An 11,028-nucleotide genomic window follows, 5' to 3' on the forward strand; every position below is an offset into this window, starting at 1 on the left:
CACCGTTTTACATCGAAGACGAGGACGGATATTCGGTAGATCTTACCGCCGAGCAGACTATCAAGCTAATCGACATAATCGAGACAAAGCTGGCCGTGTTCGAATTCGACACGGAGCTGTCCCTTGCAAAATGTCTCCACCACTTGCTGCCGGACTTGCGAGCTCACGTCATCGACATCACGCAGCACGTGACCGTTAGGGACGGAAAGCTGTATGTCTGCTTCATGGCGACAATCGACGAGCAGCTATGCTGCGGAAAGCCCAGTGATTTGATGAACAAGAAAACGATCCAGCCCTACCTTGACGGTCTCCGAGCAGACTTGGACGGACAGATTTCCGACGGCTGGGGCGAGAACTTCTCGCTGAAGTTCAACTTCGACCACGGCGGTCTGAAAGAAGTCGACTTCGACGATGAAGGCATTTCACTGAAACCAGCTTCTGTACACTTCGCCGAAGTGAACGGACTTGCCTATGACAGCAAGGGAAAGCCTCACTCCTCCATCGTTATTCCTTTATGGGGCGGATCCGACTATAAAGATGTGTACAATGGAAACCTGTTCAAGGACGGTTTTCTCATCGGACGTAGTGATTCTAGCAATCAAAAGATGGAAATGTACTACAAGGTATGGAAGCCGCTCGTCGCAGACGATAGGTGGGCGAGCGACGGTCGTAGGGCATTCGACGAGCTTGCCGACAACCTTAACAGCTGGTACGGCACGTCTGAAGAATTCGCCAAGAATATGGCATTGCACACAATGACTTTCTTGGGCAAGGACGCAAAGAAGAACAAGGAAGTCCAGGAACTACTCGAATATATCAAGGAACTATAGTAAATGGAAACGCCACTCAACCTAATGTCATACGACGTCATCACCGCTCTGGACGCTTTCGAGCGACTTTACAAACAGTTCAAGGACAATGTACGATGCACGTTCAGTTGCGAAAAGAACGAACTGCTTGAACGGCTGTCGGCATTTCCGTCGCCGTCGGCGGCGATGTGTACGCTGATGAAGGAACTCCGCGAAGAACAAAAAGAATCGATCGTCGAACCAGAAGACATCAAGAGTATGCTGGAGCAAAGTGTACCGCCGATCCTTCAAGCGATCAGCGGAGACCTTCTGCAGCACTGGATTGCGGTGAATGAAGGCATCGTCCGCACGGCGTATTACGTGAAAGCGGTCGAGATCGACCCTTACAACGCGCTGCTCTACATTTCTGGGCCGTCCGTCGTGCTGTCCGGATTGCTTGCGCCAAACGTGGCGAATTGCAGCGAGAACCACAAGGTCAAGCTGGCCTCGTTGACAAAAATGAGCGAACTGAAGGCCGACGTCCTCGAAGAAGATGACGTCGTGGCGATACTAAATGCTAAAGTTCCCGTCTATACTCGCTACATCATGGAAGCGGTCAAGTTCGTACATGAAAGCACGACAAAACGGGAGATACTTCGCTAGCGGCGGTGACGGCGATGCTTTTGCATTGAACGGACGAACGACATCATGTTGTTCGCCGTTTTTTGATGGAACTCCTCGATATTGAATTCCATTTCCGACTGAGCCATCAAAGACGGAAACCGCTTGCGCACTCTCGGAAGCGGAATAGGAGCGAATGCCCGTTGTTCTTCTAGTTCTGCCTCGCGGTCTTCCGCCTCCCAGTCGGCCACCATGTTCGGATACAGAGTAGCCGATTCCTTTTCAATACGGTACTCGACCCGGTGACCGAGTTCGAACTCGTGCTTTTTTAGATAGGAAATTTCTCGATCGGCAGAGGCTTCGCTTCTGAAGTAGCCTACAAGATGCGAATGTACGTACTTGTCACAGTAGTAGTCCTTGAATACCTTGTAGATAAATTCGTACTTCATTATACTTCCTCCAACTCAAGCGACATCGACTTATCCTTGCGGAACAGGTAGCGCAGCATCTTCAGCTGCTTCTTGGCTTCCTTGCGGTAATAGCACATGGCATACTGCTTGTTGCATGGCGGATACCAGATGTCGCCCTTGACGGTCTGCCCAAGGCCGTAATAGCCGACAGTGCCGTCCGTCCAAGTGGAGCGGATGTAATACAGCTTGGCCTTCGTATTAACGAAAGACACATTTATACGCAGTTCATAATCAAACAAACGAATGGTCATAGTCTAGCACTTGTCATCCAAGATAAATGATTTCAGTTTCTGTTGCGCCATCAAGTCCATCAGCTCGTCAGACGTGATGGTGCAAACATGGAAGTCGTACTTCGTCCACCAGCTGTTGGCTGTCTTGATGTAGGACTTGGCTTCTTTCTCGCTGGTGAAGAACCTAGCGTCGAGAAGTCGGTTGGTTCCGTCGTAGTGCTCGCCGCCGATGTCGCTGCCGTTGCGGAAATACTTGTGGTTCTTGGTCTCCACGCTGTTAACAAGGTAATAGAGCATCATAGACTAATCCTCCCAGAAACAGTAAAGGCATCCGTGCGGACAACGGCGAGGACGTATGCCAAGAATCTGGCGCTTCGCCAAGCACATGCAGTCGTCTCGCTGCTTTGTAAGCGGAGCAGTGTACTGGGCATCCTTGATGTTGAGCAGACGCAAGTCCTTGTAGCTCACGCATCCCATCTTGTCGATGAAGTCGGCGGTAAAGTCGGTCTCGGCGCAGCTCTCGAAGTGGAACCATTCGGTGTACTTGCCAAGGATGGACTCGGTACGTTTGAACACGGACTTCGGTGCCTTGAAACTCTTCCACAGAAGGGCAACGCCCTTGTTCCTCATGCGAGTCACCGCATGAGGATACAAGTCGACTACCGATACGCGGCATCGGAGCACAATCCCATGCTCCTTTGCGTAGCCGCTCCACATATCAAGAACCTTGTATATGTTGTCCTGGCATTCCTTGTTCAGCAGAACGATCGGATCCAGACGGAGGACGTAGTGCGTGGTGTCGAACCCACGTTCGGCGAGTTTCTTGAACTGCTCGAATTCGTGTTCTGGCGTCTTGACATTGGGTTCCAACACGGAACCGCCCTGTCCAGTGACCGTGTGATGGAATATCACGCGGTTCTGTACGATAAGGAGCTTTTCGACCATCTCATCCGATAGCTCCTTGGATATGACGACGTTGGCTTCGAGGAGCTTGGTCTCCCAGTCCGGAACGAAGCACGGGTCATAAGTCTCTGTAATGCCGACGTATTTCATTACTTAACCTTGTTATAGTGGAAGCAGTTTGAGTCGTGTGCTAGCTTCAATAGGCGGAGCAACCGTTCTTCGCAATCCAGCACGTGAGTATTTCCGCTGAATGAATAGCTGTAGTCGGCACCGCCATGCTCTTCGGTTTCCCAAGCGTTCGTCCAGTCGGAATAGCCGATCACGAGGTTCTGCGCCTTCCAGAAATTCTTAATCAATATGCGGTCATACGGAAGAGCGAATTCCTTGCAAAGTTGTATGAGAACGTCGCTATTGCAGCGGCACTTGGTCAAGTCGTTCGGAAACAGATAAATTAGGTTCCCATAAAAACGGATGTTTGGGAAATACGCACGGACGCAATTCTGGAATGACTGATAATTCATAGCCTAATACTCCTCGGCGACGGTCGTATTGTTGTAGTCGGTATCCTTGGCGTACCACTTGTCCACGATTTCTTGCCGCAGCGTCTTGTATTCCTCAGACTCGAACACGTTCTTGATGACATCCACCTTCGACGCTCCCCAGACGAGCTTCACTGGCAAGACACGTTCATACTCACCGAGATAGATGTAGTCGCTGGTCGAGTCGGCGTCATTCACGAGCTTGGCGATGGTTGCATTAAGCGCGTTTATTTCAGCCTCAATTTTAGTTTGCGTGTAGTCGTACGTGTAAACTATAGTTATCGTGTAGACAATATAGAAGTCTTGCGAGCGCAGCCCAGCTCCTCGCATGTCGTGGTCGACTTGAGTATTGGTTATCGATACGACGTCTTCCGGACTGATCAACTCAAGGAACTTATTCGCAGCGGTCTGGACTGCATTAAAGCTGTCTCGCGAGAAAATCCTAATCGCTTGTCTTTTCATTACCTACCTTCACTTCGCCGAGGTTGACCAAGTTGATGAACTTCCATCCACAGCAAATACTGGGAATCGTGTTGTGAGCGTCATTCAGCAGATCCTCGCCAGTGTTCCGAGACTCCATATACACTTCCGTTGTCTCGAAACGGTTCAAGTTGAGGCTGTACTGTCCCCAGATAACCGCATAGCCCATCAGAGGTCTCGTGTCAACGGAGTCCTTGATGACGACCGGATGCATCTTGCTCGGCTTCCCGGCTTCCGCCCAGCGACGCTTGGCTTCCTTGTCGCTGGTATTCGGTTCCTTGAACTGGAGCCACGAGTCGTTCTGCATTACCTTGTTGAACTTGTACTTCTTTTTGCGGTAAGCGGACTGGAGGACGGCGAGGACGTCGCCAAATTCATCAATGCGGATTGCCACTTGGTCGTGCAGAGCGCCGAAGCATTGCGTGTCGCAGAAGTCCACTTCGATAGGGCCGTACGCCTTGCGCAGCTTGACCATCTGGTCTATTAAGTTGTCGATCATCATAGCTCTAAATATAGCAAAGCGCTGACGCGGTGTCAAACTTTTGCTATATTGGACAACATGAAAAACAGAAACCTTTTAGCAACATTTGAAATCAACCAAGGCGACGATAAAACGATGGCGACCATCGCCGAGGCCATCGCCCACGCAGACCCCTGTTTCGTCAAAATCGTGGAACACTGGAGAGACGACACGGCGTCTTGGAACACCTACACCATCGTCCAGCCTAGCCTCGCATATCTCTCGGACAAAGGAGAACTCGTACTCGACGTCGACCACATCGTCCGATACGAGTTCAGCGGAGACCGCATGTACACGACTGGCGTGGACTGCTGCAAGACAGTCGCGGTAGGCAGCAGCACGGACGCCACGGTCTACATCTACAGACGGATACCGATGAAGGAAATCCAGCCGTTCATCAGGGCGTACAAGGCCCAGAAGAAGGAACTGGACAAGCGCATCAAACAGCTGGAACTCGACAGCAAGCTCGTGCTGAACGCACTGGGTACGTCGAGACTCTGTCTTTATCGATAATTTTTAAAGTATCTCTTGACATAACTCACTTTAAAAGTTATATTAAGCACATCGAACCAACAATCAAGAGGTAGAAATTGAGTAGCAATCCGTTTGCAGAATACTATGCACAATGTCAGCGCAGCGAATACGCCGACGCATTCAATAAAGCAGAAACCATCTGGCGCAAGCAGCTGTGGAACCCGACTCCCACGCGAAACAAGATTCTCGCGCTGGTCAAGGAGCATTTCGATGATCTGAGCGACGGCAACCCGTTCGTACACGAATTCGAACAGTCTCTGATGCTAGACCGTCTCCGCAAATTCTCCTATTCAACCGAAAAGATCCGCTTTGACGAGACGACCAGCAAGATGCTTGCCGATGCGATGAAACCTTATGCCAGCTACTTAGAAAACAAGTACACTGGCCTACGCTACATGATCAATGAAACCACATCCGGATTTTCCTTTAGGCATCCGTTCAAGACTTTCGGTAAGATTATCGAACCGACCAAGCCGGACTACTATGTCCTCCAGATGCACATCATAGACGCCCACGTCGAAATGAAGGAACGCATCTGGAATGTCCCCGAATCGATGTACAAGGATGAATACGAAGGCATCGCCAACTGCGACTTCACCATCTATATCTTCTCGGACAACCATCCAGACTATATCGCATCCATAGAATTTCCGTATCAGCATCATTATATTCACGGAAAGCGATACTCCGACAAGGACGATCTGGCATTCGTGCTTACCGAGACCAACGGAAAGCACGACTATCCGAACCAGAAAATGCTGCTGTACGCCGATGCAACATGCACTCCGTTCCATGTATGGATCGCCTCTCTGGGCGACGGCGTTCTGAAGATGGAAGACGAAATCTTGCAGAAGCTGGAAGAATATATCAACAAGGATCATGTCCAGCACACCGAACGCGGCAACGAAATCAACGCATGGAGCGAAAAGCTCCTCGCCGGAAAGGAAATCAAATGAATACGAAGCACTACTTAGTCGCATGGGGATACTTCGCCGTCTACGAAGCTGAAATCCCCGAACTCGAATGCCCTAAACTCATCGACGCCGAAACCCCAGATGACGCCATTGCGTTGTATCCGAAGCAAGTAGGACGTGGACACGCCTATGTGATCGGAACCGTCGAGGAAGACGATACCCTTGGCGTGAAAACGCTGGCCGAAAACGCTATTCCGATGGCTGCGTATCCGTCCTTCTGCGACTGGACGGCAATGACCAGCGGCCACCTCAACGGACAGTACAAGCGCCTTGTGAACAACCTCTACTGGAGCTGGAAATTCGACAACAGCAAGGAAATCGTAGCACCGGATTTGCTGCGAGAACTTGCGCAGCTCCGTCACTACAAGAAGATGGCTAAACAATGCTTGGACAAGGAATTCCAGCGGCTCTACGATGCTGGATTCGTAAAGTCTATGATGGGCAACATGGAGACCGGGGCTTTCTCGTTCGACCTCAACTTGGACTGTCCGTTGCGTGAAGAGCTGGCCAAATCGAACTACTGGAAACGCTACTACGAGGACAAGTACCTCGCCCTTCTGCCGGACGAAGAGCGCAATCCTCAGCCGCAAGCCAAGGAGGCGTAATGAGCCTTACCACCGAAATCACCGAAGCTGGTAAAAAGTACCAGTCTGACATAAAGAACGCCGAACGCGCCGCAAAAGCGCAAAAGATCGCCGTTGACGAAGCCGTGAAAGAGTATGACCGACGGCAGACCGAGTTGTACGACGCGCAAATGGCACACTACAATGCGCGTCTCGCCGTCGTGCAGAAGTACATCGACAAAGAAATCATGACCATGAAGCCGAAGTTCCCCTACAATCCGAAGCGAGTGGACGAACTGAGGGCTATCCTCGCCAAGACGAAGGAAAGGGAATACCAGTCGTACGAGAAGCGCTTTGAAATTCTCAAGGCGCTCCGTGAGCTGCAGCTCATCGTGACAGTCTATCCTTTCGTGCAGCGAGTCAGCGACATCGTTACCAAGTGGACTGGGAAGAGTCTGTTCCATGCAACCGACGACAAAACGAAGTTCTATCCGTTATGCTGGGAGCTAGCTGACGGCAAGCGCAGCGTACTGAAGCTGTACGACCGTCTCGACGATAAAGAACATTGGTGGATGCAGAACCGACCGGAAGGCAAGTACAAGTCCATCATGTTCCTCAACCTCGACAACAACCGTAGCGGTCTTAGCTATCTCGGAACTCTCCACGACTTCTGGGAAATCGACTGCGCACGTTTGAAGATCCGCCCGGAGTTCCTTATCCAAGGCGAACCGTCTAAGCCACTCAAGTACGGCGAACAGCCAGTACATAGCGGCACATACTGGGACAACTGCGCCATGGGTGCCGATATACAGAGCTACGTCAACGACATCAACCGTCTTGGGTGGGTAGCCATATCGAGCGACAAATACTACACCGAAGCACTGCCGGAAGAAGTCATCGCGTCTGTCATCATTTCTGGCAACCCAGGTATCTTCACCGTCAAGGAAGTGGTCGCCAGTATGAAGTACTTGGTGGACGATCCAAAATCCAAATATCCGTACATGCACAACAAGCAGCATGTAGGGCTGTGTGTCCAGAGCGTCATCAACAGACTGCTGACGGCCAAGCAAAACGGCATCGAGGACGTACGGTTCGACTTCCTCAATCGCCGTATCACTTGGACAAAGTTGACTAACCGCAAGACCAAGCCACCCAAGAAGGAAAAGCAGTCATTGGATGTGTCTAGGGTAAAACTGGCGAGAGTCGCCGAATATGCATTCAAGCACATAAAAGGACTTGAATCACCGTTAAATAAAGAATAAAAAAGCCAGCTTTAAGCTGGCTTTTCTGTTCTTGGAATCACGTTGCTACATAGCGGCAGCGCGGTCACCCACGCGGCGCATACGTCCTTCAGCGGAACCGTACCTTCGTACCTCATAGTGTTCTTGTAGATAACGTCCAATACCCTCACGATAGGATCCGGTTTCTCCTTGATGATCTTGTAAATGAACGGAACCGCAGCCTCGTCCATCTTGACCAGCGCATCGAAGTCTGGGTCGCCCTCGAACTTCATCGTAGCGGATACGGCATAACGGTCGTGCCATGCATGGTAGTGCTTGTAGAACTTGTCCTTCAAGCTGGTCTTCTCCATGCTGCGGATCAAGTGGTTAGCCCACACCGGGCGCTTGAGCGCATCACGGAGAATCTTCCAGCTGCTCCAGTAAAGATCGGCAGTGTACGAATGCTTCTTCGTGTCGAAGTCGTGGAACTCGGCAAGCATCATGGACTGGTGAACTGTTCTGATGAACTTGTCCACAGCTTCGTTTGTACGGATAAGGAGCCAGCCAAGGGTTCCCTTCTTCCAATGCTGTGGGAAGTTCGACTTTTCATCGCGACCAAAGACAAGATCCAGCCCATACCAGTACGTCAGGTCAAGAATCTGCTGGCTAGTGATGTCTCTGCACGGGAATCCGTTGTTGGTCGGATCCTTGCACCAGTAGAACGTACAGCGAACGCGGTTCAGCTTCGTCAGCATCACGTTTTCCTCGTTCCAGACGGCGAACTCGGCAATGAGGAAGCCGTGGTAATAGAAACGGCGGAATGTCACCTCGACGCATTCCTTGCCGTAATAAGAGATTCCCTTGCGTTCAGTGAGATTGTACTGGACAAGCTGCAGACGGTACAGCCAGTCATCGACCGTCCACTTGTGAGTCAGCTGGTAAATCGTCCACTTGCGCTTCAGACTGCGGCTTACCTTCTTTCCGTTAATCATCAGTTTTGGCATTTTCAGCATCCTTGGTCGGTTGGGGATCTTGTTCATGTGTCTTTGAACGCCACTTGATTGATCCGTAGCGAAGAAGGTCGGCCTTGTCCATAAGGCGTTCTCCAATGCCACTAACATCGATCGCGAATATGTCGTCCGTAATTTGGTCAATGAGTTGCCAGACGTCGTCCGAGTGGGCATAGAACTTGGAATTGACCATCTTGGTAATTTCCTTGATGACTTCAATCTTGTGACGATCAACATAGGTGTACTTCTTCAGCAAATGCTTAAATCGCCACTTGAACCTCGTATCCGTAGAACACTGGTCTGGCGTGTAGACACTAACTTCGGTCGTCATGTTGTTACGGACGCGAAGTCTGGCCACCAAGCGACCCTTGTAGTAGCACCTGATGAGAAGTTCCATGGGATAGCTCTGTTCAGTCTTGATGTCGCAGTTGTCATCAAAGAGCTTGTTACAGTAGCGTTCAAAGAATTTGGGTGTAATCATTGTTGTGTCCTTTATTTCTTGTCGTAAACATACTTCAAGGGCAAGAACCCGGTCTGCCCCCAATTAAGCACTGGCATGCGGCAAGAAGCGTCGTGGAACATCTTGCCGTCGCCACGGATAACGACAGACACGCCAAGCGAAGTCTGGGTAGAGTCTTCCACGCCGTCGAGCAAGTAGACCAAGTGGGATCCGTTGCGCGTAAGGATAGCGTAGCAGCTGTCAGCGGCTTCCTCGTACACGACAAGCTTGTACGAAGGATTGTCGGTAAGCTTCTCGGCAAATTCCTTTACGCCTACCTTGTTCTTCTCGAACACGTTCGAACGCCAGCGAGTGGACACGAGGCCGTGCTTCTCGCACCATTCGTTCGTACGGTCGAACTTCTCCATATCCATCGAGAAGTCGTCCACGACAAACACGCCGGACATGTCGATGCCTTCCCTTGCAGCTTCCTCGGTCAAGATGACGATTTCCTCGTTGTTGGGGATGTTCCTCGTGCCGAAAATCTTCGTGCGTTCCTCGAAGTCGGTAGAGTGCAAGGAAAGGTTCACGTACTTCACCTTGCCAGCAAGTCCACTCATGCATTCGTACAGATGATATCCGTTGGAAGTCATGGTGATGCGCTTGACTTGGTCATTTCTGGTGATGCCGCCCATGACCATCTTATCCAGAAGGCTGTCCAGAATATACGGTTCGGAAGTCGGCTCGCCGCCAGTAATCTCGACACTGATAGGACGGCCCATTGCAATACGCAACACGGCAAGCAATGCGGTTACCATGGCAGTGTAATCGACGGTGCTTACGACTTGTCGGCCATAGCCGCCGTGCTTGTTGTAGCAGAAGGCGCAATTCGCTTGGCACTTGCTAGGAAGCACGAGCTTTACGGAAAGAACGCTGTACCAAGGGTCTCTGACCGTGTATTCTTTCGCTGCGCCCAGCAAATCGAGCAAGCGGTCGGTCAGCTTCCCGGCAAGGAGTTCGTTGTGCGGTTTCCACGGCATATTGTCGAGCATTTCTTGGAGCTTATTCTCGTCGAAATACTTCGGCAAGTTAGCGTAGAGGTCGGCCAACAGTCTGTAGCCTACCGGATTTGTCAACGAACCGTAGATTCGTTCACGGATGGTCTCCCAAGGGAGCACTTCGGATTCTATCTTAGACATATTTTCTCCATAACGGCCCTCATCGACCGCACGATTCGGTTCTTCAGCTTCATGTCTTCCTTGTAAATGTCGATCCAGCGATTCTCTTCGTCTGGGCATCCTTCACTACGGTCGATAAGCATCATCTGCTTGTGCATGTCGGCTTCGTCCACAGCAATGATGTTATGAAGCTCACCTTTATAGGAATGAAATTCTCTATAAATCATTACGACCGTCCCCTAGCATGGTCTCTAGCGATTTCCCACGGCTCGCCGTCGCCACAAAAGGTGGTTCCGCGAGAAATGAATGATTCTTTCGTCATTTCACTATCCGCCTTCTTACGGACTGACGGTGGATATGACTTATCTTGGGAAATATCTTCCAAAGAGCCTTGACACTGGCCATTCTTGATTACACAACCAAAATGGGTCGAGACTGGACAATAGCCAGTCGGATCCCAGCAGCACGTTTTACAATGGGCATATTCATAAGTATCTTTGGCCATATCTACCTCACACAATATCTGCACATTCCAAGCCGACACGCTTCATCACGTCGA

The 11,028-nt window shown here is 50.7% G+C and carries 17 protein-coding genes; 6 read left to right on the forward strand and 11 right to left on the reverse strand.

Annotation, left to right across the window (positions count from 1 at the left end):
• A partial coding sequence (locus ACJMM9_RS12645) for a hypothetical protein (protein ID WP_405327553.1) occupies nt 1-830 on the forward strand: 830 nt, incomplete at its 5' end.
• A gap of 24 nt (nt 831-854) precedes the next feature.
• Nucleotides 855-1,451: a hypothetical protein gene (locus tag ACJMM9_RS12650; protein ID WP_405327556.1), complete on the forward strand. Its 597-nt coding sequence runs from the start codon at nt 855-857 to the stop codon at nt 1,449-1,451.
• Here ACJMM9_RS12650 and ACJMM9_RS12655 read toward each other — a convergent pair.
• The 7 genes from ACJMM9_RS12655 to ACJMM9_RS12685 are packed head-to-tail and all read right to left on the reverse strand — an operon-like array spanning nt 1,448 to nt 4,533.
• Complete coding sequence (locus ACJMM9_RS12655; RefSeq protein WP_405327559.1) at nt 1,448-1,858, reverse strand: hypothetical protein; 411 nt, start codon at nt 1,856-1,858, stop codon at nt 1,448-1,450. The two genes, ACJMM9_RS12650 and ACJMM9_RS12655, sit on opposite strands and share 4 nt — an antisense overlap.
• Nucleotides 1,858-2,130 carry a hypothetical protein gene (locus tag ACJMM9_RS12660; protein WP_405327561.1) on the reverse strand — a complete coding sequence of 91 codons (273 nt, stop codon included), beginning with the start codon at nt 2,128-2,130 and terminating at the stop codon, nt 1,858-1,860. Before ACJMM9_RS12660 ends, ACJMM9_RS12655 begins: the two co-directional genes overlap by 1 nt.
• 3 nt (nt 2,131-2,133) lie before the next feature.
• Nucleotides 2,134-2,409 carry a hypothetical protein gene (locus ACJMM9_RS12665; RefSeq protein ID WP_405327564.1) on the reverse strand — a complete coding sequence of 92 codons (276 nt, stop codon included), beginning with the start codon at nt 2,407-2,409 and terminating at the stop codon, nt 2,134-2,136.
• A 3-nt stretch (nt 2,410-2,412) separates the two neighbouring features.
• Nucleotides 2,413-3,162, reverse strand: a complete 750-nt coding sequence (locus tag ACJMM9_RS12670) for a DUF1848 family protein (RefSeq protein WP_405327567.1) — start codon at nt 3,160-3,162, stop codon at nt 2,413-2,415.
• The gene (locus ACJMM9_RS12675; RefSeq protein ID WP_405327570.1) at nt 3,162-3,533 is read right to left on the reverse strand and encodes a hypothetical protein; all 372 of its coding nucleotides are present in this window, start codon (nt 3,531-3,533) and stop codon (nt 3,162-3,164) included. Before ACJMM9_RS12675 ends, ACJMM9_RS12670 begins: the two co-directional genes overlap by 1 nt.
• 3 nt (nt 3,534-3,536) lie before the next feature.
• On the reverse strand, nt 3,537-4,013 hold the full coding sequence (locus tag ACJMM9_RS12680; RefSeq protein ID WP_405327573.1) for a hypothetical protein: 477 nt from the start codon (nt 4,011-4,013) through the stop codon (nt 3,537-3,539).
• Nucleotides 3,994-4,533, reverse strand: coding sequence for a hypothetical protein (locus ACJMM9_RS12685; RefSeq protein ID WP_405327576.1), 540 nt, complete (start codon nt 4,531-4,533; stop codon nt 3,994-3,996). Before ACJMM9_RS12685 ends, ACJMM9_RS12680 begins: the two co-directional genes overlap by 20 nt.
• 57 nt (nt 4,534-4,590) lie before the next feature.
• Here ACJMM9_RS12685 and ACJMM9_RS12690 point away from each other — a divergent pair, with 57 nt between their 5' ends.
• From ACJMM9_RS12690 to ACJMM9_RS12705, 4 genes are all read left to right on the forward strand, one after another.
• Nucleotides 4,591-5,064: a hypothetical protein gene (locus ACJMM9_RS12690; RefSeq protein ID WP_405327579.1), complete on the forward strand. Its 474-nt coding sequence runs from the start codon at nt 4,591-4,593 to the stop codon at nt 5,062-5,064.
• A 77-nt stretch (nt 5,065-5,141) separates the two neighbouring features.
• A complete protein-coding gene (locus ACJMM9_RS12695) occupies nt 5,142-6,041 on the forward strand; it encodes a hypothetical protein (protein WP_405327581.1) in 900 nt (299 codons plus the stop codon).
• The gene (locus tag ACJMM9_RS12700) at nt 6,038-6,664 is read left to right on the forward strand and encodes a hypothetical protein (RefSeq protein WP_405327584.1); all 627 of its coding nucleotides are present in this window, start codon (nt 6,038-6,040) and stop codon (nt 6,662-6,664) included. Before ACJMM9_RS12695 ends, ACJMM9_RS12700 begins: the two co-directional genes overlap by 4 nt.
• On the forward strand, nt 6,664-7,884 hold the full coding sequence (locus ACJMM9_RS12705; RefSeq protein WP_405327586.1) for a hypothetical protein: 1,221 nt from the start codon (nt 6,664-6,666) through the stop codon (nt 7,882-7,884). The genes ACJMM9_RS12700 and ACJMM9_RS12705 overlap by 1 nt, the downstream gene beginning before the upstream one ends.
• An 11-nt stretch (nt 7,885-7,895) precedes the next feature.
• On the opposite strand, the gene ACJMM9_RS12710 is transcribed toward ACJMM9_RS12705, so the two are convergent.
• From ACJMM9_RS12710 to ACJMM9_RS12725, 4 genes are read right to left on the reverse strand one after another with little or no spacing between them, the layout of a single operon-like run.
• A complete protein-coding gene (locus ACJMM9_RS12710) occupies nt 7,896-8,846 on the reverse strand; it encodes a hypothetical protein (protein ID WP_405327589.1) in 951 nt (316 codons plus the stop codon).
• The gene (locus tag ACJMM9_RS12715; RefSeq protein ID WP_405327592.1) at nt 8,827-9,333 is read right to left on the reverse strand and encodes a hypothetical protein; all 507 of its coding nucleotides are present in this window, start codon (nt 9,331-9,333) and stop codon (nt 8,827-8,829) included. Before ACJMM9_RS12715 ends, ACJMM9_RS12710 begins: the two co-directional genes overlap by 20 nt.
• A gap of 11 nt (nt 9,334-9,344) precedes the next feature.
• On the reverse strand, nt 9,345-10,490 hold the full coding sequence (locus ACJMM9_RS12720) for a radical SAM protein (protein WP_405327595.1): 1,146 nt from the start codon (nt 10,488-10,490) through the stop codon (nt 9,345-9,347).
• The gene (locus ACJMM9_RS12725) at nt 10,478-10,696 is read right to left on the reverse strand and encodes a hypothetical protein (protein WP_405327598.1); all 219 of its coding nucleotides are present in this window, start codon (nt 10,694-10,696) and stop codon (nt 10,478-10,480) included. The genes ACJMM9_RS12720 and ACJMM9_RS12725 overlap by 13 nt, the downstream gene beginning before the upstream one ends.
• Between the last annotated feature and the right edge of the window lie 332 nt (nt 10,697-11,028).

Origin of the sequence: Fibrobacter sp., assembly GCF_045112255.1 — a bacterium.
Taxonomy (GTDB): domain Bacteria; phylum Fibrobacterota; class Fibrobacteria; order Fibrobacterales; family Fibrobacteraceae; genus Fibrobacter.

Excerpts from the sequence above, each read along its gene's own strand:
- ACJMM9_RS12650 (WP_405327556.1), top strand. The coding sequence starts at position 855 with ATGTCATACGACGTCATCACCGCTCTGGACGCTTTCGAGCGACTTTAC.
- ACJMM9_RS12655 (WP_405327559.1), bottom strand. The coding sequence starts at position 1,858 with ATGAAGTACGAATTTATCTACAAGGTATTCAAGGACTACTACTGTGAC.
- ACJMM9_RS12660 (WP_405327561.1), bottom strand. The coding sequence starts at position 2,130 with ATGACCATTCGTTTGTTTGATTATGAACTGCGTATAAATGTGTCTTTC.
- ACJMM9_RS12665 (WP_405327564.1), bottom strand. The coding sequence starts at position 2,409 with ATGATGCTCTATTACCTTGTTAACAGCGTGGAGACCAAGAACCACAAG.
- ACJMM9_RS12670 (WP_405327567.1), bottom strand. The coding sequence starts at position 3,162 with ATGAAATACGTCGGCATTACAGAGACTTATGACCCGTGCTTCGTTCCG.
- ACJMM9_RS12675 (WP_405327570.1), bottom strand. The coding sequence starts at position 3,533 with ATGAATTATCAGTCATTCCAGAATTGCGTCCGTGCGTATTTCCCAAAC.
- ACJMM9_RS12680 (WP_405327573.1), bottom strand. The coding sequence starts at position 4,013 with ATGAAAAGACAAGCGATTAGGATTTTCTCGCGAGACAGCTTTAATGCA.
- ACJMM9_RS12685 (WP_405327576.1), bottom strand. The coding sequence starts at position 4,533 with ATGATGATCGACAACTTAATAGACCAGATGGTCAAGCTGCGCAAGGCG.
- ACJMM9_RS12690 (WP_405327579.1), top strand. The coding sequence starts at position 4,591 with ATGAAAAACAGAAACCTTTTAGCAACATTTGAAATCAACCAAGGCGAC.
- ACJMM9_RS12700 (WP_405327584.1), top strand. The coding sequence starts at position 6,038 with ATGAATACGAAGCACTACTTAGTCGCATGGGGATACTTCGCCGTCTAC.
- ACJMM9_RS12705 (WP_405327586.1), top strand. The coding sequence starts at position 6,664 with ATGAGCCTTACCACCGAAATCACCGAAGCTGGTAAAAAGTACCAGTCT.
- ACJMM9_RS12710 (WP_405327589.1), bottom strand. The coding sequence starts at position 8,846 with ATGCCAAAACTGATGATTAACGGAAAGAAGGTAAGCCGCAGTCTGAAG.
- ACJMM9_RS12715 (WP_405327592.1), bottom strand. The coding sequence starts at position 9,333 with ATGATTACACCCAAATTCTTTGAACGCTACTGTAACAAGCTCTTTGAT.
- ACJMM9_RS12720 (WP_405327595.1), bottom strand. The coding sequence starts at position 10,490 with ATGTCTAAGATAGAATCCGAAGTGCTCCCTTGGGAGACCATCCGTGAA.
- ACJMM9_RS12725 (WP_405327598.1), bottom strand. The coding sequence starts at position 10,696 with ATGATTTATAGAGAATTTCATTCCTATAAAGGTGAGCTTCATAACATC.